Genomic DNA, 24,336 nt, shown 5'->3' on the forward strand with positions numbered 1-24,336 from the left:
TAAACCATTTTAGGATCCCACATGACACCATTTCTCACCAGAGAATTAATGATTACTATAAGCTTTCTTATACAGGCAATAATAGCCACTTTTTTAGATTTCCCTGCCGCGGCTAGCCGATGATAAATAGCTTTAAATTTAGGGTTACATTGGATAGCTGACATCATTACCATATACATTGCGGTTCTAATTTTTTGCCGTCCACCTCGTATCATTCGTTTACTCTGATAGGCTCCACTTTCTCGATTAAATAATGGCAAACGACTCGGCTGTATCGAACCGGCTTTCCTTTAAATAAAAAGCGGAACATTACAGTGAATAAAGGGGTGAACAAACTGACCTTACGAGGTCAGATGAAAACGAATGCCTTTACTTTATTGTGTGGCAACTGTATTGCCTTGTTCATAAAATAGAAAAGTTGCAAAACACGATGCATTAAGAAGGGTAAGCCCTTTTACTCTAAATAAAAGCCACTCAAACACCCGAAATCCCTTCCAAAACGCCAATTAAAACAATATCAAACACTTCTATATTTTGCGTAAAAATACAGTAATCAATTGAACCAAAATAGGAACTCAGCTATGGTTTGTTTATCAATAAAAAACAAATTTAAAAGCGAGTTAATCTACAGGCTCGTTATAATCAAAGGAGCTGTAGTGGATGGAATCAAAAGTAAAGTTAACTGGTGGCACGTTATTCGTAATAGCGTTAATTGTTCTCTTTTTGGGGAATGCACGTTCCATAGAAATTGTAGAAAAACTAGATGAGATACAGTCTGATGTTTCTAGCTTAAAGAGTGAAGTTGCATCTTACAAGCAGCAAGTTGAAATATTGAAAAATGAAAACCTTAACTTAAAAGAACAGCTTAGAAGTGGTAATTAGTTATAACAAGCTGTTAAACAAGGACAATGCTCCTGACCCGTTTTAGTGGACACCTCCTCATCACTTTGAGGAAAATAATGATTAGGATGACACCTATCCTAATCATTAGGAAAAAAGCCAACAAAAACAGTATGAAGAGTGCATTATTATAAATAATGAATCACGCAAAAAGCTGAGCTATGTAGACAAAATGAAAGTAAAAATAGACAGCCCAATCGGGCTACGATAGCTGTTTATTAAATAATGGCAAACGACTCGGCTGTATAGAACCGGCTTTCCTTTAAGTAAAAAGCGAAATATTATCGTGAATAAAGGGATGAACAAACTGACCTTACGAGGTCAGATGAAAATGAATGCCTTTACTTTATTGTGTGGAAACTGTATTGCCTTGTTCATAAAATACAGTTGCAAAAGACGATGCATTGAGAAAGGGAGGCCCTTTTACCCTAAATTAAAGCTACTCAACCAGCCGCAACCCTTTCCAAAACGCCAATTAAAACAACACCAAATTCCCACTTTATATTCTGCATAAAATACAGTAATCGATTGAACCAAAATAGGAACTCAGCTATGGTTTGTTTATCAATAAAAATAAATAAAAAACGAGTTAATCTACAGACTCGTTATGTTGCTCATGAAGTATGTGGGCTATTCTACTCAAAATAAGGATTTTTTATGAGTTTATTTAAATTAGTTAGTTTATTGATCAAGTTTAGTTGTTTGTTGTTGCTTTTAAGCGCCCCAAAATATCTTCACGCTGAGGATAAAGCCTACCCTCAATTTAGCGGTTATTCACCTAAATCTAAGTTAACAATAAACTTTGAACCTGTGAACATATTATTAGAATCGAATGTTCTTGATATGGGACCATCCAGAAGAATAAATGCTAAACTTGACAAACCTCCGATAGGTACTAGGTTAAGAAATGTTTTCTCCAGTGCTACCCATAATGAAAGTAACAGATTCACATATGAGTTGATAAAATCTCCTAAACAAAAAAGTTTAGTCAATGATGTTAAAAAATATTTAGAATCATTGCCCGAGAAAAACAACCTTAATTTATATTCAAAACAAGAGCAATTGGCCTATTGGCTTAATCTTTATAACATTACTTTAATTAACGAAATTGTTAAGCGGTATCCAATAGTTAGTTTAGAAAAAATATTAACTGGTCCTGACTCACTATTGGATAAAAAGCTAGTAAATATTGGTAGTCTTCAGTTGAGTCTCAGTGACATACAGTATGGGATTTTAGATAAAAACTATAGTAAAGAACCTTTAATTATTTATGGATTATATCAAGGGTATATCGGCAGCCCAAATATCAATAAAAAAGCCTTTTCAGGTAAAAATGTATATAAGCTATTAAAAAATAATGCAACAGATTTTGTCAATTCGAATAGAGGTACAAAAATTGATTCTCTAAATAGTTTAGAGGTCTCAAGTTATTATGCGAGAAATGCTGATTATTTTCCTAATTTTAGCAATGACCTCAAACTTCATCTGTTGCAATTTGCTGATAAAACAACCCAAGAAATAATAAATAAGTCGGATAAAATTGAGCCCATTATAAATAATTGGGCAATTGCTGATCTATTTGGAAGTAAAAGAGTCTTTGGTGGGGGCATATCTACTAACTCAGCAGCATCAATAGGAATGTCAAGAAATTATGCGTTGACCGATAAAGTCACTAAAGACGCGAACACAGGTGGAAAGTTCAGACTTTCAGCTAGAGAAATAACCAGGTTAAAGGAGTTAATGAGAGTAAGAGCTAAGAATTACGGTGAGACATCCGTAACGATAACAGACCTAGAATTACAAGATGAAAACTAAAATTTACAATATATGAACAGTAGCTCATTATGGTGAGCAAAAAATAAACAAAATAAACTAGGCACCCATCCTAAATTTCATGAAAAACACTAATAGATTGAACCAAAATAGGAAGTCAGCTATGGTTTTTTATCAACAAAAACAAATAAAAAACGAGTTAATCTATAGGCTTGTTAGGTATACAAGGAAGTATTGAGTTTGGTGTTGATCCTTAAAGAAAAATTCAAAACTATTTTTGAGTCTACTTTCTTAATCGTTGTATTCTTACTTTGTGGGTTGGCAATTAGTGAGATCCTAATTCAGCCGTTTGCAAAACTCGTATTAATATCTATATTCTTTTTAGCATGGTTTATATTGCTAATTTATGGCTTAATTTACAAAGAGTCTTATATGTTTAAGTGTTCTGTAAAAAGTAGATTATTAATATACTTAGCTGAGCAGTTTATATATTGTTCTTTGATCATAATTACAGGTATTGTTCTCTTTCGAGCAGTGTATACCTAACAACACCTCTGAGGTGGACAGCAAGCTCTAAAGCTCACTTCCCACCGCAAGTTTTAACAGTGGTGATCTCTTACTTTTCAATGCCGCTAGGTAAGTTGATTCATCTTAGGGCGTATGTAGATTTAAACCCTATTTTACTTATTTAGTTCTTTTCTTATAATTTCTGCCCCTGCGCTCAAGGCATTTAATTTGCCGTTAGCTATATGGTGAGGTAGCGGAGCCATGCCGCAGTTTGTACATGGGTAGAGTTTGTCGGCATCTACAAATTGCAGTGCTTTACGCAGCGTATTAGCTACTTCTTCTGGCGTTTCGATAGTGTGATTTGCTACATCAATAGCACCAACCATTACTTTTTTACCACGAATGAGTTCTAGTAAATCCATTGGTACATGGGAGTTATGGCACTCTAGTGAAATAATATCGATTTTAGATTGCTGAAGTTTAGGGAATGCTTCTTCGTACTGTCGCCATTCACTTCCTAGTGTTTTTTTCCAATCTGTATTGGCTTTAATGCCGTAGCCATAGCAAATATGCACGGCTGTTTCGCATTTGAGCCCTTCAATTGCGCGCTCTAAACAGGCAATTCCCCAGTCGTTTACTTCATCAAAAAATACATTAAACGCGGGCTCGTCAAATTGAATAATATTAACGCCTGCGGCTTCTAACTCTTTTGCTTCTTGATTTAGAATTATGGCAAATTCCCACGCTAGTTTTTCGCGGCTTTTATAATGATCGTCGTAAAGCGTGTCTATCATTGTCATTGGGCCTGGCAATGCCCATTTAATAGGTTGTTTGGTTTGCTTGCGTAAGAATTTAGCGTCTTCAACAAACACAGACTTTTGACGGCTAACAGGGCCAACAACTGTAGGCACGCTTGCGTCGTATCGGTCACGAATTTTTACTGTTTTACGTTTTTCAAAGTCAACACCGTTTAGGTGCTCTATAAATGTAGTTACAAAATGCTGCCTTGTTTGCTCACCATCGCTAACAATATCAATACCTGCTTGTTGTTGGTCGAATAATGACAAGCGTAGGGCGTCGTGCTTACCTTGGGTTAATTCATCACCTTGTAATTTCCAAGGTGACCAAAGTGTTTCTGGCTCTGCAAGCCATAAAGGCTTAGGTAAACTGCCAGCGGTAGATGTAGGTAGTAATTTTTTCATAATAAATAATGCCGTATATTTTAGTTAATTATTAAACGTATTGTTAAGCGCGTTATTACTGCTTGTTACTATTAGTTGTTATAACAGATAGCTAGTAGAGAATTGCTCAAGAACTCTTTGGTACGGCTTGATAAAATGCTCTTGCGCAAACTTGCCTTGCTCGTTTGCTAACTTGCCGCGCTCTTCTCGGTCATACACAATTTGCGTTAGTGAGTGGTCCAAGTTTTTTAAGTTTGGTTTATATGATTTACCCGCTGTTGCGTTGGCATTATAAATCTCTGGTCTGTAGATTTTTTGAAACGTTTCCATCGTACTAATGGTGCTTATAAGCTCAAGATTGCTGTAATCATTAAGTAAATCACCAAAGAAAAACAATGCTAAAGGCGCGGCACTATTTGGTGGCATAAAATAACGTACCTGTAAGCCCATTTTTTTGAAGTATTGCTCAGTTAAAGACGATTCATTTGGTTCGTATTCAACGCCAAGTACCGGGTGTTGGTTTTCAGTGCGGTTGTAGGTTTTGTTATCTGACACACTTAGGCATATAACCGGTGGTTTTTTAAAGTTTTGTTTGTATGTATCCGAATTTACGAATGACTGAAATAGTTTGCCATGTAAAACCCCAAAGTCATCAGGAATACTAAATTGAGGCTTGCCTTTATTGTGCTCTTGTAGGAGTACGCTAAAGTCGTAGTCACGCACATACGATGAAAAGTTGTTTCCTACAATGCCTTCAATGCGCTTATTAGTTTTATGATCAACAATATTTGTTTTTAATATTTCGATTGATGGGAAGCTTTCGCCGCCGTCTTCAATACCTATCTCAACAGAGACAATTTCAAGCTCAACAGCATAACGCTCACCTTTGGTGTTATCCCAGTGGGCTAGGGCATTAAAACGGTTGTTAATCATGTTTAAGGCGTTACGCAAGTTTGCTTTGCGGTATTCACCTCTGGCTAAATTAGCAAAGTTGGTTGTGATACGCGTATTAGTTGATGGATGATAATTTTCGTCGAGTGAAACGCTCTTAATATTAAATGTAAAATCTTTTTTCATCGTGTTTATATCCAATTTTATAATTTAAACCTGATTAATGCTCTGCGCTTTATTAGCCTTGCAACTTACTTAGCTGGTTTTGTTATTCAGCGGCTTTAAGTTGTTAGTAATAGTGTTTAGCGCTAAGGGATGAGTAATTTATACGTGGATTGGCATATGAAGAAAAACGGTTTAATTTCACATAAAACATGAGTCATATTCATTACACATTATTGTTAGATGCGATTACGTAGTAATTGACGAAAAAAAGGCATAAATCGATAAAAATAAAGGATGGATGTTTAGCCGTTTAGACTTCCTTTGTGTTGATGTGTACTTTATTCATGTTAAACATGAGGAATATTCAAAGAGTTTTTTTGTAGCTATATCAGTGTATTAGTTGGTTTTTAGCATATTGCATCGCTGTTTATAATAAATGTCGTCACGGGTAAGTTCCAGCTAGCTATATAAGTAGATACCTTAGCTAATCTAATCTCAAAAGATAAACCGACTTTTCTGAGTACGTATATAAATGCCTGTAAATTAATAAAAGGCTATAAATCATATTAATAGCCATGGCAGTACGTTAAGTAAGTTATACTCGTTTTTCATCACCTCACCTATTGAGTATTCGTGGATATCAAAGGCACTTGTATTGCATCAACTATTGATGAGCATGGCCCTGTTTATGTATATCAAACAAAAAAGAATCTTATTCTCAGCTTTGACGGAAAAATTTATCAAAGCTGTATTAAATTAAATAATATTAATGGGTTAAGCTTAGCTTATACGCAAGCTATGATGGCTGCGCTTTTTTTTATTCCGCATTTAAAAACCGCGATGATAATGGGACTTGGGGCGGGCTCTATCGCAAAAAGTCTTTATCATGCGTTTCCCGCGCTGACTATACATACCGTTGAATATCGTAAAGCCGTTGCTGATATGGCTATAAAATATTTTGAAGTTCCCGTGTCAGAACGTTTGTTTATTCATATTGATGATGCGGCAAACTACATGAAAAACACGCAGATAAAAACGGATGTTATTTTTTCTGATTTATATAGCTCAGATGGGATGGAGTCAGATCAGGTGCAATCATCCTACTTACGCGATTGTAAAAATGCGCTCACTTTTGATGGTGTTTTAGTACTTAATATTTGCCATACCAAAATTGGGCAGAGGGAAGCGTTTGATCAACTACTTGAGAAAGAATTTGCAGGAAAGATTCTTAGTTTTATTATTGAAGGCGGTAATAAAATTGTGCTCGCTTTTAACAATAGAATGCCTGCACTTAGTGAGGATGAATTACTTGCTAAGGCTCACGCGTTACAAAAATTAATAAACGTACCAATGACGCGCTATGCCGGGCTTTTATTTAATTAAAATGGTTAGTTTGATGTACTGTTAAATGGGGCGTTTAAATCCATTCATCTATCTGTTGTTCATTTAAACTTGGTTAAACTAATCATACTCTGAATAAAAATAATAAAGTACGTACTCGTACGGAAACACTCATACATGGATTACTGTAAAAATATAATCGCTAAATTTATAAGCGCGATGCAAAAGCGGCCTGGATTATTGGCTGTGTTGGCGTTTTTGTCGGGCGTTGCTAGCTTTGTACTTGTAGATAGAAAAGAGTCTTTTTCGCAATTTATTGCAATATTTTTACTTATTAGTTGGTTGTGGCTAATTATTGATAATTGGCTGCGTGATAAAGTAGAAGAAAAGTTTGGTGTGGCTGTATCTCCTAATGTAATGCGTTTTGCGCTACAAATGGTGCAACAAGAAAGCCTATTTTTTGCGTTGCCATTTTTTTTAGCTGTTACGCAGTGGGATCATCCTCAAGCAATTTTTACTTCCCTTATTGCTTTGTGTGCAGTTATATCGGTTATCGATCCCTTTTATTATAAAAAACTTGCTAGAAACCGCACGCTATTTAGCGTGTTTCATAACTTTGCTTTATTTGTTGTTTTGCTTGTTACGTTACCTATTTTGTTAAACCTTACAACGAGCCAAAGTTTAGGTGCCGCACTTGTAACTGCTGTAGTGGTTACTCTTCCGAGTTTAAACAATTTAATGCCTAATGCTCGCTGGTGGCGTTTTCCTATTCTTGTATTGATTTTATGCGCTTTAAGCACAGCAGTGTGGCAATTAAGAAGCTATGTGCCTCCTGCTGCGCTGCGCTTAACCGATATTACGTTAGCTCATGAAGTTGATTTACAACATAAAAAGCCAGTAGGGAGTATTAAACAGTTAGATTCTTATACGCTGCACCATCAAGGTTTATATAGTTGGACTGCTGTTAAAGCACCGAGAGGCTTAAACGAAAAAATATTTCATGTGTGGCTTCATAATAAAAAAGAAGTTGATCGGATCACGTTAAATATAAACGGTGGGAGAGAACTAGGTTATAGAGCGTGGACACACAAAGTAAACTTTCCTAAAGACTCTGTTGGTAAGTGGCAAGTAAAAGTAGTCACCGAATCAGGTCAGTTAATAGGTTTAACGAAATTTACTGTTACACCTTAATGATGGTAATAAGTTTGTAATCGAATAAATATTTGATAGGCTATTTTTACAGTGTTTATTGGATGAACGTTATGAGTTTTGCATTTGATCTGTTTATTTGGTTAATGGTAGAGACTATTTTAGGTTTTTTAATTTACTCAACAGGTTGTACTATTTTAAAAATAGTTACCTTTGGTAAGTTTAAAAGCGATATTACCGATTACGTATCGTTTAAGGCGAATAAAGCTAAAAATGTTTATTTAATTTGTGTGCTCGGGTTTAGCTTTTACGTGCTATTAATTGGCTTTGTTGCCTACATGAGTCATTAAATTATAATTACATGAATAACAATACGTTATTTACAGCAGGCATTTTAAGCTTTATAGCATCACTTTTACATGTAGCTTGTGTTTTTGGAGGGCCTGATTGGTATCGCCTTTTGGGTGCTGGTGAGCAAATGGCTCAAATGGCTCAAATGGCAGAGCAGGGCAGTATGTATCCTACTTATGTAACTTTAGCTATTTCAGTTATTATTGCTATTTGGGGCTTTTATGCGCTCTCTGGTGCAGGCGCCATTTTAAAACTGCCATTTTTAAAAACTGCACTCGTATTAATAACCGCAGTGTATTTAATACGAGGTATTGCGGGTTTAATCATTCCTTTTTTAACTTCAAGCCAAATCGTTCATCAGAATTCTATTCAATTTTGGATTATAAGCTCGATAATCTGCTGCATTTATGGGTCATTTTACTTATTTGGTACCCTTAAATTGTGGCGAATAAAAAATGTATGAATGCTAGATTTCCTGATCTTTTAAATTCAAATTATTAAATACTGATAGCTTATTTTTATATTGCGAAATACTATGTGCGACTATTTTTTACGCGCATATATTTTGGCTTTAGGTATCTATAAATGAATAAAACGTTATTGAGTACTTTGCTTGCAGCTCTTATTTGTGTATCTCTTTTAGCTAAAGTGCAGGCCCAAGACGTTCATGCACTTGAGCCTGAATTAGGTGTTGGCGGAAATATTAAGCTAGATGAGGCAAGTACAGCTTATGTTGATGACGGTTTTGATTTTCATGTGCATCCACTTTGGGAAAGTCGATATGTAAGTGAGGGCCGTGACAATTTAGCGGGTAAAGGTATTGCCTCAATCGCAACTGAATTCAATTATAATGAAATAGCTATTATTCCGTGGGTTGCAACGGGTGTTGATAGCGATTATACCGAGTTTAACTTAAATGCTATTTATGCAACTCAGTTATTTAATACCGTTGATATGTTTATTGGTTACAACCATTTAAGATCGCGTGAAAATACCTCTAATGCTCTCGACAATGAGGTTAGCTTAGATTTTTCGTATTTTTACGATGATAAATTTCAGCTCACTAGCAGCGCATATTATTCGTTTGATTCTCAAGGCACATTTATAGAGCTTACGATAAATAAAGGCTACGAGATAAATGAAGCTGTTAATATCGATTTTCAAACGGGGCTAGGGTTTAATGCAGGTTATGTAAGTGATGGCCATAATGGTATTAACAACCTTAAGCTTACAGCTAACGTGTCGTATAAAGTTATTAAGCAGCTTGAAGTATACGCATATACTAGCTACACCATGGCAATTAATAAAAATGCTGAGCGCTTTGTGGGTGATCAAACCTTAAAAAACGTGTTTTGGAGTGGTATTGGTCTGAGCTATCTATATCGTTAAAAGTTAGCAGCACAATAAAATGGTTGTGCTGCTTATTAAGAGTTTATCAATAAAAATTAGCCCTAAATTTACATAGCTTTATTAACGTTGGTTTTTAAATCACTCTTTTCTTTTTCGTGAGTGTGGCTTTTTATAGGGGCGGAAATTCCATTATCAATTTTTTGAATCGGCTGGCTTCGTACACACATTAAATCATCAGCCATATACTGGCAGCTGCCAATATATAAATCGTTATGGCCGCCTTCGTATTTACATGATTGAGATTTTACTTTATCTGCGCAGGCTTTAACTGCAACACCATTTAACGGCCCTGCATGAGCATTTAAAAATGTGGGTGCTGCAAGTAAAGCCATACCAAACACGCTTAAACAACTACTTTTTATAAACATAACAACTCCTTTTTAATGTTTTTCAGGATCATTTCCTGGCGGTGGACCATTATGATCACCCGGTGGCCCACCTGCAGGCCTAACTGATTCTCCATGTAGGCACCCTATAAACATATTTTCACTAGGACTGGCTGCGTGGTAGTGATAACCCCTTACTTCATCTGTATTACCTCGGCATTCATCAAGTGACTCTTCTTTACCGCTTGTATCACGCATTGCATAAATACCATAACCGTCTATTGCATAACCTATAAGAGGTGCATGTCCACCTTCTGTAGCAGCTGAGTCAGTACAACCAGTGGTAGAGTGATAGTGATAACCTTGGTGTAAATTTATATGGCCACCACAATCATCAAATGCCGCAATGGTATAGCTCTCTAAAATTGCATTAATTGGAGCAGGCCCTGATAGCTCAGTACCGTCTAGTGCTATACCTACTGTTCTTAATCGGCCAGTATCAGATGCTGGAATAGGTGTAACAGGAATTAAATACGTTAATGAAAAACTATCTTCTAAATACGAAAGTTCACACTCAATACAATTTTGTTTATATTGCTCTTCAACATCAGGGCGAGCTGCACCAGCGCAAGACTCTTTTGTAGCTGTATATCTAATTTCATTTGTTTTAGTGTCGTAAAGTACCCACTTTTCATCGCCGTAGTATTCATCAAGCTTTAGGACAAATTGGCCTGTTAAATCAACTAAATCACCAGTACCTTCTTTACTAAACCAACTGCCAGTTACATCAGCGCCATCGGTCGATGTGCGCGGGCAAAATGGACCCGGCTCTCTACCTGCAGGTGCGCCTGATGTAATTAACTCATAACACTTAGTTTTAGTTCCTTGCGCCGTTTCGCAATCAACAATGTTAGGCTCAGATAAAAAGGCCCCTTTTTTAAACATAGATAAATTTATTATTTGATTCGTTTTTTGTACTTCACTAAGGGAGCTACTGATATTCTTAGTATTTTTATTAATTGGTGAGTCGTCGCAGCCACTTAGAGTTAAAACTGTAGCGGTAACAATGATTGCAAACGCGCTGTAATTATTTGAGCCCATTACTTGTATCCTTTTCAGTATAGGTTTTGGTGTACTTATACTGTGGCATATTACTGGCTAAATGTGCAAAAAGTATGGAGAACGACAAAATAAGCACATGATAAAAAACCTTTAACAGTGTGTGGTTGCTAAAGCGCAGTTTTAAATTTAATTATTAGTGTTCAAAATTAATAAAAACGGATATGTGTAATACACATTAGCTAAAAGTGTTAGTGTTTAGATGTTATTCAAATACATATGAGGATTACATATGAAGTTTTTAGTGTTTTTAGGGACAGTGCGTAACAGCACGCCACCAAAACCTGCTCGCTTAGGTGAGAGAGTGTCTAAAGCCTGCATGGAGTGCTTAAACGAGCAATTCTCCGAACATGAGTTTGAGCTTATAGATGCACTTGATTACCCAAGTGATCAAGTTTTTAAACCACATTTTGCCTATGCTCAAGGTAAGGCGCCTTCAATGCTAAATACTTTAGCTGATAAAATTAAAGCGGCTGATGGATATGTAATGGTTAGCCCTGAATATAATCACAGTATGAGCCCAGCTCTCGCTGACTTACTTAATCACTTTGGTAGCTCACTATTTTCATATAAGCCCAGTGCTATTGTTACTTACTCTGCTGGGCAGTGGGGTGGACTCAGAGCGGCAATTAGTATGCGCTCGTTTTTATCAGAGCTTGGCTGTTTGCCTGTATCTGCAATGATCCATGTTCCAAAAGCGCAAGAAGTATTTAATGATAATGGCTCTGTGCAAGCTGGTGAAGAGCAGTCATCGTGGTTTAATTATTTTCACCGTACTTTTGGGCAATTGGTTTGGTGGGCGCAAGCGGCTAAAAATCAGAGTGGCGTTGAAGATCCTGAGCAGATGCTAAAAAGCTTTAAATCAAATCCATCGCAGCGAAATGCCCCATAACGAATACTTTTAAAATATAACTAATTTAGCCCTTAATTGGGCTAAATTTGTTTCTTTTATAGAAACTTAAAATATATAAATGTTACTATTAACATCTACTTATAAAAAAGGATGTTATATCTTGAAATACCTTACTCTTTTAAGTGTATTAACACTTAGTGCTTGCAGCTCTGTACAACACTTACCGGCGCTTGGCGAAGGCACTATTGCTAATATGAATTTAATAGCTCTTTCGGAGCAGAGCGCGCCACAAGGTGTTAGCGGTACATTTCAGTTTTATATTAAAACTGCAGGCTCTCAGTACGGTGACGTATTTTTAAATACCGAAGCTGACTATCGTGATCGACGTGCTATTACAATTTCAATTGATTCAAAAGTAGCTGCTAAACTCACAGAAAAATACGGACAATCAGCAGACACATTTTTTATTGGTAAAACAATTGAAGTAACAGGTGAAGCGAAGCGGGTAACTATCGATTTTTTAAGTAAAGGCAGAAAAACCAATAAATATTACTATCAAACACATGTTGCTGTTAACTCAATAAATCAACTTCGCATTGTTGAGTAACATCAGCCAGCTTGTTGAGGCATCGGATTAATTACTAAGATACTTATTGGCTAAGGGTATGTTTTACAGTTGTACTGTTTTTATATACAGTACCCCTGTGAATATCAATGAATACTAAAATAATAAACTTACACTTAATCGAGCTGTTCGTGGCTCTATTGGATGAAAGTGGTTATCTTCAACGCCTTGTGCTGATTCGCCAGGTAAACGCGATGCATAATAGTAATCTATATCGTGGTCGGTGCTATTAAATAAGTTAAGAAATTCAAAGTTTACTTTCCAGTGAGTCTGCTCATAGCTAATTGCGCTATTTACTACTGTTAAAGGCTCTGAACGCTCGTTACCATCGCTAGTTAATGTACGTTTGCCAATATGGCGAACTCTAACTGATGACTGCCATTGCTCACTTAAGTGCCAATTTAAACCTGTACTTGCAACAACCGGAACAGCACCTTCTATATAATCATTATTGTCATTAATATCTAAACGAGAATGCGTGAACGATGCTTCTGCGTCGATACTAAAGCTGTCGTTAATCCAATAATAAGCGCTTATTTCTAATCCGTAACGCTTAGATGCATCACTTGGTTCTGTGTTACCCGCATCGCCAACAAATAAAAGCTCTGAGTCGAGTGTTAGCCACCAAAGTGCAGCTGATAGATTAAACTTTTGCTCATCAGCAAATCGGACGCCTATTTCAGCGCCTTCACTTTTAACTAATAAGTCAACTTGCTCTGCTTGCTCACCGGTAACAGGGTCAATATTAATAGTAGATCCGCGCGCATCATTTGAATGAAAAGATTGTCCCCAATTAGCATATGCAGCTACTAAATTTGTAAAACGGTAATTTAAACTCCCTTTAAAACTTACTAAATCATCCTTTGCTTTTCCTGAATTTACGGCGGTAATACTAGTCACGTTTGTATCAAAATAGTCGTACCTAACGCCAACGGTTGCTTCAAGTTTTGGAGTAAGTAAAAGTTTAGACTCCCAAAAGCTTGAGTAGCTCGTTTGCTTTAGTTCATCTTGCCTAACCGTACTAAGTCGCTCTCTTGCTTGTGTGTTATAAAGCCCTACGTTATCTATGTCGTCGTGGCGAAGCTCAATACCTACGGTATGTTGTATGTTTATATCTGATGTTTTGGTTTCAAACTGGTAGCTTATATCTGTTCCATAAATATTTCGGCTATCTTGCTGATTAAACTGATCGCCATTAATTGGATCATTTAAAAAATAACTAAAATTAGAATACAGGTTTAAATCGTAATTAATTACATAAGCGCTGGCTTTTATATGCTCGCCCTGCCAGTTACTCGATAAGCTATAACGGCTAGAGCTACCGCCAAGTGTGGTGTCAAGAGAGCCTAATTGAGTAATTAAATTTTGTGATATAGCGCGCTGTGGAATTTGATCTGCTGAATTCCATGTATTGTCGTATGCCATGGCACTTATTGATAAGTCACCATTAAAAGCTTTACCAACATAGCGCAGTAGGGCATTCTTTTTATTTACATCTTCGTTTATATCATCCCATGGGCCGTCATAGCCTTGCCATTCTGCCGCTGCAATGAGCTTACCTGTTGCAATGTTAGTAGATCCCAGTACAACAGCGCGTCTATAATTATCTTCTCCTATACTGAGTTCAACTTGGTGATGTTTTAGGTTATCAGCAAGTTGAAATTGAGCACTACCAGCGGTTGAAAAGTCACCTTGGCTTGCGCTATATGAGCCTTTTTGATAGTTAATAGTTGAAATAGACTCAGGGATTATAAAGTTTAGGTCGGTGTAACCTTGTCCGTGGCCATGGCTGCGCATATTAATTGGCATGCCATCTATGCTGGTGGCAAAGTCGGTGCCGTGATCTAAATTAAACCCCCTAATAAAGTACTGATTAGCTTTACCAGAGCCGCTATGTTGAGTGACCGCCATACCTGGGATTAACTCTAACATTTCGGCGCTTCTTAACATTGGGCGCTGCTGAATTTCACCTTGACCAATAATACCGCTAGATGCGCTGATTGACTCACCAATTAGCCCATCTCTGTGACCATAAACGGTTAATTTTTCTATGTTTGCATAGCTATAACCACTACACAAAGTGCCTAGCGCTAAAATTGCTAATGTTCTCATGACTAAAATCCCTATCTAATGTATTTGTTATTAATGCAGCTATGTTAAATACGGCTTAGATAATTTATTGGATGCAACATTTGTTGGTTATTTGTAATTATTTAGGGGTGAGTAAAGATGGGTAACTTAAAAACTACGCCGCACGCTATTGTAATCTTATTACATAAAACTAATAATCGAGTGCTTTAAATGACTGTATAACACTAACAAGACAGAGAGCCCGTATTGAAAGCCAAAGAAATCCGCAATTTTTATATCAACGAAGAGCAATCTGTTTATTTGCTTTCGCACCGCGATGCTAAAAAACACCGCCAGTGGCTTAATATTTGTATTAAGCAGCTAACACTGCTGGGCTACAAAAACGTTGAAATGATTGGCTCGGGTGCTTTTGGCTTTGTGTTTGCAGGAGATGACGATAACGGCTTACCTTGGGTATTTAAGTTTTCGCGTATTACTCTTGCTCAAAGTGTACGCGACCGTCTAGAAGACGAAGCGTATATGCTTTCGCAAATTGATAATCCGTTAGTGCCTACCTTTTATGCTTTTGAACGTATTAAAAAACAAGGGATTTTAATGATGGCACGCGCCATTGGAGAGGACCTTGAAAAAGTATCGCTTAAAACAGGGCGCTTTAGTGCCGCGCAAATAATGGCGCTCGCGGTTAGGCTTCGTAATGTACTGGTTGATTTACGCAGTCATAAAAATGGCATTAGCCCACAACCTATAGTGCATGGCGATATAAAGCCTTCAAACCTTGTATGGGATGCAAACACTGATGCGCTGTCGTTAGTCGATTGGGGTAGCTCTGTGTATGCACAGTTAGATAGTGATGGTAATCCTGTTGCGAGTAACTTTATGGATTTAATGTCGGGCGATTTAAGCACAACGAATGCGCGTATGGGCGATGTGTACTTTATTGGTGAAGCGCAAATGTCGGGGGAGCAATCATCCCCAGGATTTGACGAACAAGGTGTAGCCGCTACGTTATATGCGCTAGCGTCGGCGCAGTCGTGCCGCTTTGGTGCGCAAGCCATCCCAGCAAGCAGCTTAGGACTTCCAAAAGAGCTGGCTAAGGTGATTGATGGCATGTTGTCAAAAAGTAAGGCACAACGTGATGGTGCTGGTGATTACTTTATGCGTAACATTACAACTATGGCCAAAATGTATTTACCTGAGCTTGATAAAAAACAAAGAAAAGCAGATATTCCTTTTTGGTATGGCAACGACGAGCAGCCAGATACGGTTGTGTATAGCTCACGAAAACAATTTTTACGCCAAGCCGATCATAACCAGCAATTACTAGATATAAACGACGCGCAACTTGACCGCTATTATAAAGAGTTTTTGTTTGATACAGGCGATACCGAAAAAGCATTTTTAGCATCAATAAGCCGATTAGCTAAGTACCCTGTAGTAGGTGGGCTTAGTTTTCATTGGAAGGATGAGTCAATGTTTGTTGAATCGTCTTTAATTATGCATGACGAATCATTGGGTGATGCCTTTAGTGATGCGATTAATAACACAGTGATGCTTGCCCAAGCGATTAATCAAAAAGGGTTATTTAAGTGTTGTTTGTTTGATGCCCGTAAAACCATTCAGTTAGAGCGAGATGGCACCGGTGCATTTAAGTTTGATAGCCTGCCAGAGCTTGAATACGAAGTTGTAAGCATGAAAGCAAACGACATAACCCGCCCGCATTCATACTTTGAAGACGGTAAAGACCCTGACGAGCAACTACAGCTACCTAAAAAAGTTATTAAGTGCGTATTTGAGCTTAACCAAATTCATCATACTGGGTGTATTATTTTTGAAGCACTGCCGGACAGAATGAAGATTCACCATTACTACCGATTACTCGATTCGACCAAAGAAGTTGAGTTTAAACGCCTTCTTAATAAACTAATGCAATACGCGGTAAATATTACGGACGTGGGTGTTGCGGGCTTTATGAAACTCCCTTATAAAAACACCCGTGAGTTTAGTTTATGTGAGCAGCAAGAAGATCATTACTTTCCTAAAAACCCAAAACTTGTTTCTTTATAGAAAGAGCACTTAAATTAAGAGTGCTGCATAAAAAGACAAAGATAAAAAAAGAGCAGAAGTTTGTTTAACTTGTACTCTTTGCTACTTAATTATTAGGTAAGTATTACTAACTATTAAAACACCTTACTAAAGGGCGACGTTGGTGATAGCTCAAATTGGTGAGTAAGTTTTTGCGTTTTATTAGTCGCTGTTATTTGATAATGCTGCTTGTGCTCATTGTTACTAAATAGCTTAACGTTAAAGTTAACTTTGGTTAATTTACTGGGCACAGAGTAGCGCCCAGTAATGGTTACTTGGTCTATATTGTCGCTTTTATGTGTATGCGACGCTTCTGGGTTTAGCAAAAGTCCGTCAATAGTAAATTTATATTGATGATCCGCTAAATAAACGTTCTTTTTAATTCGCTTAGTTATTAGCTTTTTATGAGCGTTAAACTCAATTATTGACACTTTGCCATCCTTGTTTTCATCAACCCCTTTAAAAGCTGACATAGGGATTGAAAGTACAATAAACACGTTATTATCAACAAAATTCAGCGTACCGTGCTCTGCAACCATTAAATGCGCGTTTGCTAATGTTGATGTGCTCAATAAGCCCAATGTGGTCACACTTAACAGATAATTTTTCATATAAAGCATAACTTACTCCTAATTAAACTTCGCCTTTAACGCAGCGTTGAAAAAACGGATAAGTGTCTGTTGCGTAGTAGTGGTATATCCCTTGAGGAAACTCAGGTGTTACGCCAACGCGGCCATTACATTCATCTAAATCACCAGAGCCTGCTACGTATTCCCAATCTTGTGCAAATGTACCTAATGGGTATATATCGGTAGAAGGGCGGTTTGCGCTTACAGATGTTATGTGTTGGTAGCTACCGGTCATTACTGTTAGCGCTGAAGTTGCATCATTTGAGTCTGAATAGCCGTAACGTGCATAAATAGGAAAGCCGTCTGCTGCCCAGCCTATTAGAGTCATAGTGGAGCTATTGCCACCTCGCATTGCTACAAAGCCTTCAGGCATACCATGATAGTGATATGTGCCATCGGGTTGTACGTGTGCATTGTTGTCGTCTGTTCCAAAACTAAACGTTTCTTGGCTTAAGGCTTCTATATTCCAATTACCGCTGTTGTCGCCTAAATCGCAATCGGTGCCAGAATCATCGCAACTACCGCCTGTGCCTGCGTCTATTTTAATGCCGTTAAGTACAACGCCTATCATTCCGCGAGGACCCCCAAGCATGGTTGCTTGTGTTGTATCTACAGGCTCAAGTGTGTAGCTTTCATTTACTGATTGTTCAGAAATAGTATTTGGGTTATCGGCATTAGGGAATGTACCTACTTTGTGATCAGGTATGCCATTAGCGACTAAGTCGCGTGTAGTTCCTGTGCATGACCAATCTGCAGCGCTGGTGGCTTGTACTGATTCTGACTCGTTATAGTCACTGTAACTATATTCACAAAACACGCCTTGGGTTGAGCTACTCGTACCTGTACCGTTATCTGTGATACTTTGAGATGAATCTGTAGTTGTTGAGGTATCAACTATGCCTTCTCCACCTCCGCAAGCAACTAACGATGAAACAACTAGAGCCAAGGTGCTTAGCTTTATAGCATTTACCCGATTTGAGTTTTTAATATTAAGTGCGTGTAGTTTCATTGCTGCTTACCTGATCAATTAAGTTACTCAAACAATAATTAGCAATTGTGCAAATAGTGTGTAAACAATGATGACAAATTAGCAATGATGTAAATAGACGAAGTATTAAAGCTAAGTTGAGATTTAATTTTATTGGATTGTGTTTTATTTTAAAATTTCAAAAGTTAAACTAATGCAAAAATAGCTAATATAAAAGGTTACCTTAATGGCTAAAACAAAACCTGTAGTGACGTTACAAAGTCACGGTATTTACTCTAAGTGGGACAGCGAAAGTAAAGCATTGCCACAAATAGAGCAATTTACAACAAATGTAATAGCTGAGGTAGATGTTGAGTTTGGCTTAATCGTAAATATTAAAAAGGGTAAAGGCGAAAAGCTTCACTATTGTATATACCATCCAGATATTCCAGACAGTGACGGTGATGTAATGGACCCCTTTGAAGGCGACGTATACGTTAAAAACAGTGATTGGAACTTTTATTTAGGCGACACGCTTTGGTTGCCAATAGACAATAAATTGGGTGATTGGCGTATGACGATTGAGCTAAATGGGAAAATTATTGCTGATAGAACTTTTAAGGTGGCATTAGAGCTAGAGCGTACTGAAACAGATTTTTGGAAAAACCGAGGCTATTGATTTCTATTTTTAGCTATATGGTGTGGATGTAATAAAAATTAATAAAAGAGAGTTGTAGAGCCATTTAAAATAGCTCTACAAAATTAAATTAGCGTGTTTAGTTACCCCAAGGGTTACTAGAATTAGAGCGTTGTTTGCGATCACGAGCACGTTGCTTTGATGCTTTTTTTTCCATAATACGTTTTGCATCACTAAAACTTAACTCACATGGGTCACCAGGTTTATGATCAGCTGGGATCACGCGATCACGTGGCGGTAATTCGTATTGTACATCATCAGGTCTAGGTAAGTTTTTTAGGCGATAAAGGTAAAAGTTATCTACTTTTTCTTGTGCCCATTGTGTTTTACGTAAAAATTTAACCGCTGACTTTATATCAGGATTGTTTTTAAAGCAGTTAAGTTGTAAATAAGCGTGTAGGAGCTCCCACCCGTATTGTTCAACCAGCTCTTCAACCACTTGTTCTAATTTAACGCCTTGCAGTGGATTATTACTGAAAAGTTCTTGGTTGCTCATAGGTGTTGCCTCGTTATTAAAATACAAATTGCATTATAAATTTAATAACGAGGCTTTAACAGAGTAAATAGCTTAACTTTGACAATTAACTACAACACGACCGCGAATTTTGCCTTGCATAAGTAGCTCTGCGTTATCAATTACGTGTTCTAGTGATATTTCTGTCGAAATTTTATCTAAATAATCAGCGTTTACTAATTTTGCTAAACGATCCCACGCTTCAATTCTGTCGGCTTTAGGGCGCATTACGCTATCAATGCCTATTAGTGACACACCACGTAATATAAATGGGGCAACTGAGGCAGGTAAATCCATGCCTTGGGCAAGTCCGCAGGCGGTTACTACACCCCCATACTTTAATGATGCACAAATATTAGCAAGTGTATGGCTACCTACTGAATCTATTGCCGCTGCAAAGCGCTCTTTTTGCAAAGGCTTACCAGGATTTGAAATCTCGTTTCTGTCAATTACCTGTTTAGCACCTAACTCTTTTAAATATTCACTTTGATCTAATCGACCCGTAGCTGCTGTTACGTTGTAGCCAAGCTGGTTTAATAAATAAATAGCAAAGCTGCCTACGCCACCATTGGCACCTGTTACAAGTATTTCGCCAGATTCAGGGTTTATTCCTTGTTTTTCAAGAGCTATAACACTTAGCATAGCGGTATAACCGGCTGTACCTATTTGCATCGCTTGTTTTGGAGAAATACCTGCAGGCAAGGGGATTAGCCAATCGCTATTAAGTGCCGCTTTTTGAGCAAGCCCGCCCCAATGTTTTTCGCCTACACCAAAGCCATTTAATATTACGTTATCGCCGTTTTTAAATTCATCGCTGGTGGAATTTGTAACCGTACCCACTAAATCGATACCTGGCACCATAGGAAAACTGCGTACAACGGGGCCTTTACCAGTAATTGCTAAACCATCTTTATAGTTAAGTGTGCTGTATAGCACGTCGATAAAGACGTTTTCGTTTGGTAAATCACTGCTTTCGATAGTCGATAATGAGGCGCTGTAGTTATTATCTTCTTTATTAATAACAATGGCTTTAATTGGGTTATTCATAGGATATCCTTTTAGACCGATCGTCTTTTAATTGGTAAATAAAAACGCATTAGGTTAGTAATGCGCGTAAAAAAATTTCTGTATATAAAGTAAGTGGGGTATTTGATTTTGTGAGCTTGGCGCGCATAACCGCACCTTCCCAGCCAATCCAAAAGTACTCACTCATCAATTTTGTATTTACATGGCTTGCAATAGTGCCTTGTTGCTTAGCTTGGTTTAAGCAAACCTCTACATGGTTTTGCCAAGCGGTGTAGCTTTGCATTAATCTGGTTTTAAACTCATCACTTAAATGGTTAAGCTCTTGATTTAAGTTACCTACTAAACAGCCACGTTTGTAATCGTATTTTTTCATTCCTTTAATTGCGCTTTGGGTAAAATTAACGATTCGCTCAAGTGGGGGAACATCTTCTTGCTGTAGGTAATGGGTAAGCTTTGCAATAAAGTAACTGTCGTATGCATCAACTAGGGCAATGCCGTAGGCCTCTTTACTTTTAAAGTAATGATAAAAGGAGCCTTTAGGTACAGCCGCTTTTTTTAAAATAGTATCGAGCCCCGTGGCGCTAAAGCCAAATTCAGTTAAGGTTTCTAGGCCCGTGCGAATAAGTAACGCTTTGGTATCGGCGTTCTCTCTGGCTATTTTAGGTGGGCGACCACGGCGTATTGGTGTTGATGTATTTTTGTTCATGAGCTTATATTAGACCGATCGACTTTAAATAATCAAGTATAAATTCAAATTGTTTAAAAATACTTCAAGTTAGGGGCGGGCTACTAATTTAAGATTAATGAAATAAAAGTGTCACGATTACATTTTTGTTTGGAACTTAGTCAATATTAGTCGGTCACAATTAAAGCACATAAGTGCTTTTTAGCGATTATTGAGTCGCATTTTATTTAGCATAAAACCGGTCAAATTAAATGTTGTATGACCACTTACTTTTTTAAATGTTAATTCATTTTTGCATCAGCAGCTTAGTTAAAGTCAAACAATTTAATTGCTTTTACGATTTGAATTTTACATTTTTATTAACTATTCATTAAATGTAGATTTCACTAATGCTACACAATATATAAATAAAAAGGTGAGGATATTACCGATGAAGAGACAGAAAAGAGATCGTTTAGAAAGAGCTCATTCTCAAGGTTTTAAAGCAGGTTTAGCAGGTCGCTCAAAAGAGCTATGCCCTTATCAACAAGTAGATCCAAAATCAGAGTGGTTAGGAGGTTGGCGTGAAGCGATTGAAAACCGCAACATGTACAAAACCTAAAATCAATAATCGAATTTAAGCAAAAAGGCCTCCATGTTGGAGGCCTTTTTGTACGCATTTAAAAATTAAAACGCGCTAGTGTCTTGGAACAAGCCCACTTTTAAATCTTTTGCTTCGTAAATTACTCGACCATCTACTTCTACAGTGCCATCTGCAACGCCCATGAACAATTTACGTTTAATTACGCGTTTCATTACAAGGCGGTAAGTTACTTTTTTATTAGTTGGTAAAATTTGGCCAGTAAATTTAACTTCACCCACACCTAGCGCACGGCCAAGACCAGGGCCACCAGACCAACCTAAGTAAAAACCAACTAGTTGCCACATAGCATCTAAGCCTAAACAACCTGGCATTACTGGGTCGCCTTTAAAATGACAATCGAAAAACCACAGGCTAGGGTCAATATCAAGCTCAGCAACAATTTCGCCTTTCCCATGAATACCGCCATCAGCAGTAATAGAGGTAATGCGGTCCATCATTAACATGTTGTCACTTGGTAAGCGGCAGTTGCCTTCACCAAACATTTCACCTTGACCACACAGGATCAACTCTTCTTTTGTATAGCTATTTTTAGGTTCCATAACACTTATCTTCGCTTAGAAATTGCCAAGTACTTTAGCGTACACTTGTACGCTAAACAACTCGGAGCAGTTAAAAAATCAAAATATTGCATATTAAATCATCAATCAATCAACGCGATTGGTTTTTGCACTATAAAACCGCGCAATTACAATCAGAAGTCATTATAATTAACGCTGTCTTATAACCAGTCTAAAGGAAGTTTATGATCCTTTTTGTTAACTCACTAACTGTGATTGATTTTTCTTACTTATGTAACAAACGCGGCGCCGTTGGCGAGAGCTGGATTGTTGATTTAACTTTGCACGGTAAACTTAACGAAGAGTCTATGGTTTTAGACTTTGGTTTAGTTAAAAAGCAAATTAAAGGCATTATAGATGAGTGTATTGATCACCGTTTAGCAATTCCTACAGGGCTTAATGGCACTGTATCTGAATTTGACGAGCATAAAACACTCGACTGTACATTTGGTGAAAATAATCACTTAGCTATGAGCGCTCCTCATCAAGCTTATTGCATGATTAACGCAGACGAAGTAACTGTTGAATCGGTTACCGAATTTTTAATTGCGACTATTTTACCGAAGCTACCAGATAACATTGAAAAAATTGAGCTGTCTCTTAAGCCTGAACACAGCCAAAGTTTTTACTATCATTACAGCCATGGTCTTAAAAAGCATGACGGTAATTGCCAGCGTATTATTCATGGGCATCGTTCTCAAATTGGTATTAGCCTAGATGGTATTTCTATGCCGCGCTTGCAAAAAGAATGGTCTCAAAAGTGGGAAGATATTTACTTAGCCACCAGTGAAGATCAAATTAACGCAGCTGATTTAAAACACATACCAGCCAAGGCGGGTGATGTATGTTTTGCTTATACATCGGCACAAGGCTATTTTGAAATGGCTATAAGCGAGTCTCGTTGCGACATTTTGCCAGTAGATACCACTGTAGAATGTATTGCTGAACATGTAGCTGGCCAAATTAAAGCCCAATACCCAGAAAAAGCAGTGAAAGTAACGGCTTATGAAGGTGTTGGAAAAGGATCGATTAGTTATGTTTAAAACACTTTTAGCAACAGCGCTTGTTGCCTCTGCTAGCTTTAGTGCTATGGCGCTTGAGTTAAAAGGACATTTAACACAAGGCGGTTTAGTTACTGGAAAGCTAGAAAACGCTAAATCAGTAAGCTTAGATGGCAAAAGCTTAAAACTTTCACCAAAGGGTGATTTTGTATTTGGTTTTGGTCGTGACGCTGAAACTACTCATACTTTAAAATGGGTAGATAACAATGGTAAATCGCATTCACAGCCAATAGCTATCACAAAGCGCGAATATAAAATTGATAAAATTACCGGTGTAGCTAAAAAATATGTCTCTCCGCCAAAAGAAGTTAGTGCGCGTATAAGCCGTGAAGCAGTTGCTGTGCGAAAAGCCAGAGAAGTAGACTCTGATTTATTGTACTTTTTAGACCCTGTGTTAAAGCCTGCAGAAGGGCGCATATCGGGTGTTTACGGTAGTCAGCGCTATTTTAATGGCGAGCCTCGTCGTCCGCACTTTGGCTTAGATATCGCGAATAAAACGGGCTCTCCTGTTTACGCGCCTATTAGTGGTACCGTGGTATTTGCTGAACCTGATTTATACTACTCTGGCGGAACATTAATTATTGATCATGGCCATGGTATTACCTCAACTTACATTCACTTAAGTAAGCTTGATGTAAAAGTGGGTGATAAAATTGAGCAAGGTAACAAAGTGGCTGAAATTGGTGCAACAGGGCGTGTAACGGGTCCTCACCTAGATTGGCGTTTTAACTGGAAAGGCGAACGCCTTGATCCTGCATTACTAATGCAAGATACATTAGCAAACAAAAAGTAG

At 37.6% G+C, this 24,336-nt stretch carries 25 protein-coding genes and 1 pseudogene; 14 read left to right on the top strand and 12 right to left on the bottom strand.

The features are described 5' to 3' along the window. Positions 1–248: pseudogene (locus H5116_RS02280) on the bottom strand (transposase); the annotation flags it as partial. Between the two features lie 412 nt (positions 249–660). Here H5116_RS02280 and H5116_RS02285 point away from each other — a divergent pair. Then, positions 661–882, top strand: coding sequence for a hypothetical protein (locus H5116_RS02285; RefSeq protein WP_002961860.1), 222 nt, complete (start codon positions 661–663; stop codon positions 880–882). Between the two features lie 675 nt (positions 883–1,557). Further along, positions 1,558–2,715: a DUF547 domain-containing protein gene (locus tag H5116_RS02290; RefSeq protein WP_182715454.1), complete on the top strand. Its 1,158-nt coding sequence runs from the start codon at positions 1,558–1,560 to the stop codon at positions 2,713–2,715. 638 nt (positions 2,716–3,353) lie between these two features. Here the strand turns inward: H5116_RS02290 and H5116_RS02295 are convergent. Together H5116_RS02295 and H5116_RS02300 are read right to left on the bottom strand one after the other, a co-directional pair. Continuing rightward, positions 3,354–4,382 carry a methionine synthase gene (locus tag H5116_RS02295; RefSeq protein WP_182715455.1) on the bottom strand — a complete coding sequence of 343 codons (1,029 nt, stop codon included), beginning with the start codon at positions 4,380–4,382 and terminating at the stop codon, positions 3,354–3,356. A 78-nt stretch (positions 4,383–4,460) separates the two neighbouring features. Beyond that, entirely contained in the window at positions 4,461–5,438 is a 978-nt protein-coding gene (locus tag H5116_RS02300; protein ID WP_182715456.1) for a DUF1852 domain-containing protein, read from the bottom strand. Between the two features lie 612 nt (positions 5,439–6,050). Between H5116_RS02300 and H5116_RS02305 the strand changes: the two genes are divergently transcribed. From H5116_RS02305 to H5116_RS02325, 5 genes are all read left to right on the top strand, one after another. Beyond that, positions 6,051–6,800 carry a spermidine synthase gene (locus H5116_RS02305; protein ID WP_182715457.1) on the top strand — a complete coding sequence of 250 codons (750 nt, stop codon included), beginning with the start codon at positions 6,051–6,053 and terminating at the stop codon, positions 6,798–6,800. Positions 6,801–6,935: 135 nt separating this feature from the next. Then, on the top strand, positions 6,936–7,949 hold the full coding sequence (locus H5116_RS02310) for a DUF5924 family protein (RefSeq protein ID WP_182715458.1): 1,014 nt from the start codon (positions 6,936–6,938) through the stop codon (positions 7,947–7,949). Positions 7,950–8,020: 71 nt separating this feature from the next. Continuing rightward, on the top strand, positions 8,021–8,257 hold the full coding sequence (locus H5116_RS02315) for a hypothetical protein (protein ID WP_170070932.1): 237 nt from the start codon (positions 8,021–8,023) through the stop codon (positions 8,255–8,257). A gap of 11 nt (positions 8,258–8,268) precedes the next feature. Further along, entirely contained in the window at positions 8,269–8,721 is a 453-nt protein-coding gene (locus H5116_RS02320) for a hypothetical protein (protein ID WP_182715459.1), read from the top strand. Between the two features lie 122 nt (positions 8,722–8,843). After that, positions 8,844–9,647 carry a hypothetical protein gene (locus tag H5116_RS02325; protein WP_182715460.1) on the top strand — a complete coding sequence of 268 codons (804 nt, stop codon included), beginning with the start codon at positions 8,844–8,846 and terminating at the stop codon, positions 9,645–9,647. A gap of 68 nt (positions 9,648–9,715) precedes the next feature. Here the strand turns inward: H5116_RS02325 and H5116_RS02330 are convergent, their stop codons facing one another. Continuing rightward, on the bottom strand, positions 9,716–10,036 hold the full coding sequence (locus tag H5116_RS02330; protein ID WP_182715461.1) for a hypothetical protein: 321 nt from the start codon (positions 10,034–10,036) through the stop codon (positions 9,716–9,718). Between the two features lie 12 nt (positions 10,037–10,048). Then, on the bottom strand, positions 10,049–11,095 hold the full coding sequence (locus H5116_RS02335) for a YHYH protein (protein WP_182715462.1): 1,047 nt from the start codon (positions 11,093–11,095) through the stop codon (positions 10,049–10,051). Positions 11,096–11,345: 250 nt separating this feature from the next. On the opposite strand from H5116_RS02335, the gene H5116_RS02340 reads away from it, so the two are divergent. Together H5116_RS02340 and H5116_RS02345 are read left to right on the top strand one after the other, a co-directional pair. After that, positions 11,346–12,005 (top strand): NADPH-dependent FMN reductase, encoded by a 660-nt coding sequence (locus tag H5116_RS02340; protein ID WP_182715463.1) that lies wholly within the window; start codon positions 11,346–11,348, stop codon positions 12,003–12,005. Between the two features lie 121 nt (positions 12,006–12,126). Beyond that, complete coding sequence (locus tag H5116_RS02345) at positions 12,127–12,573, top strand: hypothetical protein (RefSeq protein WP_170070926.1); 447 nt, start codon at positions 12,127–12,129, stop codon at positions 12,571–12,573. Between the two features lie 114 nt (positions 12,574–12,687). Here the strand turns inward: H5116_RS02345 and H5116_RS02350 are convergent, their stop codons facing one another. Further along, complete coding sequence (locus H5116_RS02350) at positions 12,688–14,703, bottom strand: TonB-dependent receptor (protein ID WP_182715464.1); 2,016 nt, start codon at positions 14,701–14,703, stop codon at positions 12,688–12,690. Positions 14,704–14,928: 225 nt separating this feature from the next. On the opposite strand from H5116_RS02350, the gene H5116_RS02355 reads away from it, so the two are divergent. Then, the gene (locus tag H5116_RS02355; protein ID WP_182715465.1) at positions 14,929–16,746 is read left to right on the top strand and encodes a protein kinase domain-containing protein; all 1,818 of its coding nucleotides are present in this window, start codon (positions 14,929–14,931) and stop codon (positions 16,744–16,746) included. Between the two features lie 113 nt (positions 16,747–16,859). Here H5116_RS02355 and H5116_RS02360 read toward each other — a convergent pair whose 3' ends face one another. Both H5116_RS02360 and H5116_RS02365 read right to left on the bottom strand, forming a co-directional pair. Beyond that, positions 16,860–17,384, bottom strand: coding sequence for a hypothetical protein (locus H5116_RS02360; RefSeq protein WP_182715466.1), 525 nt, complete (start codon positions 17,382–17,384; stop codon positions 16,860–16,862). 13 nt (positions 17,385–17,397) lie between these two features. Further along, on the bottom strand, positions 17,398–18,402 hold the full coding sequence (locus H5116_RS02365) for a YHYH protein (protein WP_182715467.1): 1,005 nt from the start codon (positions 18,400–18,402) through the stop codon (positions 17,398–17,400). Between the two features lie 205 nt (positions 18,403–18,607). Here H5116_RS02365 and H5116_RS02370 point away from each other — a divergent pair, with 205 nt between their 5' ends. Beyond that, positions 18,608–19,039 carry a DUF3859 domain-containing protein gene (locus tag H5116_RS02370; RefSeq protein WP_182715468.1) on the top strand — a complete coding sequence of 144 codons (432 nt, stop codon included), beginning with the start codon at positions 18,608–18,610 and terminating at the stop codon, positions 19,037–19,039. A 97-nt stretch (positions 19,040–19,136) separates the two neighbouring features. Here the strand turns inward: H5116_RS02370 and H5116_RS02375 are convergent, their stop codons facing one another. The 3 genes from H5116_RS02375 to H5116_RS02385 all read right to left on the bottom strand — a co-directional run bounded on the left by H5116_RS02375 (position 19,137) and on the right by H5116_RS02385 (position 21,303). Beyond that, positions 19,137–19,553 (bottom strand): VF530 family DNA-binding protein, encoded by a 417-nt coding sequence (locus tag H5116_RS02375; RefSeq protein WP_182715469.1) that lies wholly within the window; start codon positions 19,551–19,553, stop codon positions 19,137–19,139. 72 nt (positions 19,554–19,625) lie between these two features. Next, positions 19,626–20,618, bottom strand: a complete 993-nt coding sequence (locus tag H5116_RS02380) for an MDR family oxidoreductase (protein WP_182715470.1) — start codon at positions 20,616–20,618, stop codon at positions 19,626–19,628. 49 nt (positions 20,619–20,667) lie between these two features. Beyond that, on the bottom strand, positions 20,668–21,303 hold the full coding sequence (locus H5116_RS02385; protein ID WP_182715471.1) for a TetR/AcrR family transcriptional regulator: 636 nt from the start codon (positions 21,301–21,303) through the stop codon (positions 20,668–20,670). 409 nt (positions 21,304–21,712) lie between these two features. Between H5116_RS02385 and rmf the strand changes: the two genes are divergently transcribed. After that, positions 21,713–21,883 (top strand): ribosome modulation factor, encoded by a 171-nt coding sequence (gene rmf / locus H5116_RS02390; RefSeq protein WP_002960897.1) that lies wholly within the window; start codon positions 21,713–21,715, stop codon positions 21,881–21,883. A 65-nt stretch (positions 21,884–21,948) separates the two neighbouring features. Here rmf and fabA read toward each other — a convergent pair whose 3' ends face one another. Further along, positions 21,949–22,464, bottom strand: coding sequence for a bifunctional 3-hydroxydecanoyl-ACP dehydratase/trans-2-decenoyl-ACP isomerase (fabA, locus tag H5116_RS02395; RefSeq protein ID WP_002960896.1), 516 nt, complete (start codon positions 22,462–22,464; stop codon positions 21,949–21,951). 203 nt (positions 22,465–22,667) lie between these two features. On the opposite strand from fabA, the gene H5116_RS02400 reads away from it, so the two are divergent. Together H5116_RS02400 and H5116_RS02405 are read left to right on the top strand one after the other, a co-directional pair. Then, positions 22,668–23,525: a 6-carboxytetrahydropterin synthase gene (locus H5116_RS02400; protein ID WP_002960893.1), complete on the top strand. Its 858-nt coding sequence runs from the start codon at positions 22,668–22,670 to the stop codon at positions 23,523–23,525. Further along, positions 23,518–24,336 carry a M23 family metallopeptidase gene (locus H5116_RS02405; RefSeq protein ID WP_182693902.1) on the top strand — a complete coding sequence of 273 codons (819 nt, stop codon included), beginning with the start codon at positions 23,518–23,520 and terminating at the stop codon, positions 24,334–24,336. Before H5116_RS02400 ends, H5116_RS02405 begins: the two co-directional genes overlap by 8 nt.

Source organism: Pseudoalteromonas sp. SG45-2 (assembly GCF_014164115.1).
Taxonomy (GTDB): domain Bacteria; phylum Pseudomonadota; class Gammaproteobacteria; order Enterobacterales; family Alteromonadaceae; genus Pseudoalteromonas; species Pseudoalteromonas distincta.

Coding starts and splice junctions, on each gene's coding strand:
- H5116_RS02285 (WP_002961860.1), top strand. CDS start 661: ATGGAATCAAAAGTAAAGTTAACTGGTGGCACGTTATTCGTAATAGCG.
- H5116_RS02290 (WP_182715454.1), top strand. CDS start 1,558: ATGAGTTTATTTAAATTAGTTAGTTTATTGATCAAGTTTAGTTGTTTG.
- H5116_RS02295 (WP_182715455.1), bottom strand. CDS start 4,382: ATGAAAAAATTACTACCTACATCTACCGCTGGCAGTTTACCTAAGCCT.
- H5116_RS02300 (WP_182715456.1), bottom strand. CDS start 5,438: ATGAAAAAAGATTTTACATTTAATATTAAGAGCGTTTCACTCGACGAA.
- H5116_RS02310 (WP_182715458.1), top strand. CDS start 6,936: ATGGATTACTGTAAAAATATAATCGCTAAATTTATAAGCGCGATGCAA.
- H5116_RS02315 (WP_170070932.1), top strand. CDS start 8,021: ATGAGTTTTGCATTTGATCTGTTTATTTGGTTAATGGTAGAGACTATT.
- H5116_RS02320 (WP_182715459.1), top strand. CDS start 8,269: ATGAATAACAATACGTTATTTACAGCAGGCATTTTAAGCTTTATAGCA.
- H5116_RS02325 (WP_182715460.1), top strand. CDS start 8,844: ATGAATAAAACGTTATTGAGTACTTTGCTTGCAGCTCTTATTTGTGTA.
- H5116_RS02330 (WP_182715461.1), bottom strand. CDS start 10,036: ATGTTTATAAAAAGTAGTTGTTTAAGCGTGTTTGGTATGGCTTTACTT.
- H5116_RS02335 (WP_182715462.1), bottom strand. CDS start 11,095: ATGGGCTCAAATAATTACAGCGCGTTTGCAATCATTGTTACCGCTACA.
- H5116_RS02340 (WP_182715463.1), top strand. CDS start 11,346: ATGAAGTTTTTAGTGTTTTTAGGGACAGTGCGTAACAGCACGCCACCA.
- H5116_RS02350 (WP_182715464.1), bottom strand. CDS start 14,703: ATGAGAACATTAGCAATTTTAGCGCTAGGCACTTTGTGTAGTGGTTAT.
- H5116_RS02360 (WP_182715466.1), bottom strand. CDS start 17,384: ATGCTTTATATGAAAAATTATCTGTTAAGTGTGACCACATTGGGCTTA.
- H5116_RS02365 (WP_182715467.1), bottom strand. CDS start 18,402: ATGAAACTACACGCACTTAATATTAAAAACTCAAATCGGGTAAATGCT.
- H5116_RS02370 (WP_182715468.1), top strand. CDS start 18,608: ATGGCTAAAACAAAACCTGTAGTGACGTTACAAAGTCACGGTATTTAC.
- H5116_RS02375 (WP_182715469.1), bottom strand. CDS start 19,553: ATGAGCAACCAAGAACTTTTCAGTAATAATCCACTGCAAGGCGTTAAA.
- H5116_RS02380 (WP_182715470.1), bottom strand. CDS start 20,618: ATGAATAACCCAATTAAAGCCATTGTTATTAATAAAGAAGATAATAAC.
- H5116_RS02385 (WP_182715471.1), bottom strand. CDS start 21,303: ATGAACAAAAATACATCAACACCAATACGCCGTGGTCGCCCACCTAAA.
- rmf (WP_002960897.1), top strand. CDS start 21,713: ATGAAGAGACAGAAAAGAGATCGTTTAGAAAGAGCTCATTCTCAAGGT.
- fabA (WP_002960896.1), bottom strand. CDS start 22,464: ATGGAACCTAAAAATAGCTATACAAAAGAAGAGTTGATCCTGTGTGGT.
- H5116_RS02400 (WP_002960893.1), top strand. CDS start 22,668: ATGATCCTTTTTGTTAACTCACTAACTGTGATTGATTTTTCTTACTTA.
- H5116_RS02405 (WP_182693902.1), top strand. CDS start 23,518: ATGTTTAAAACACTTTTAGCAACAGCGCTTGTTGCCTCTGCTAGCTTT.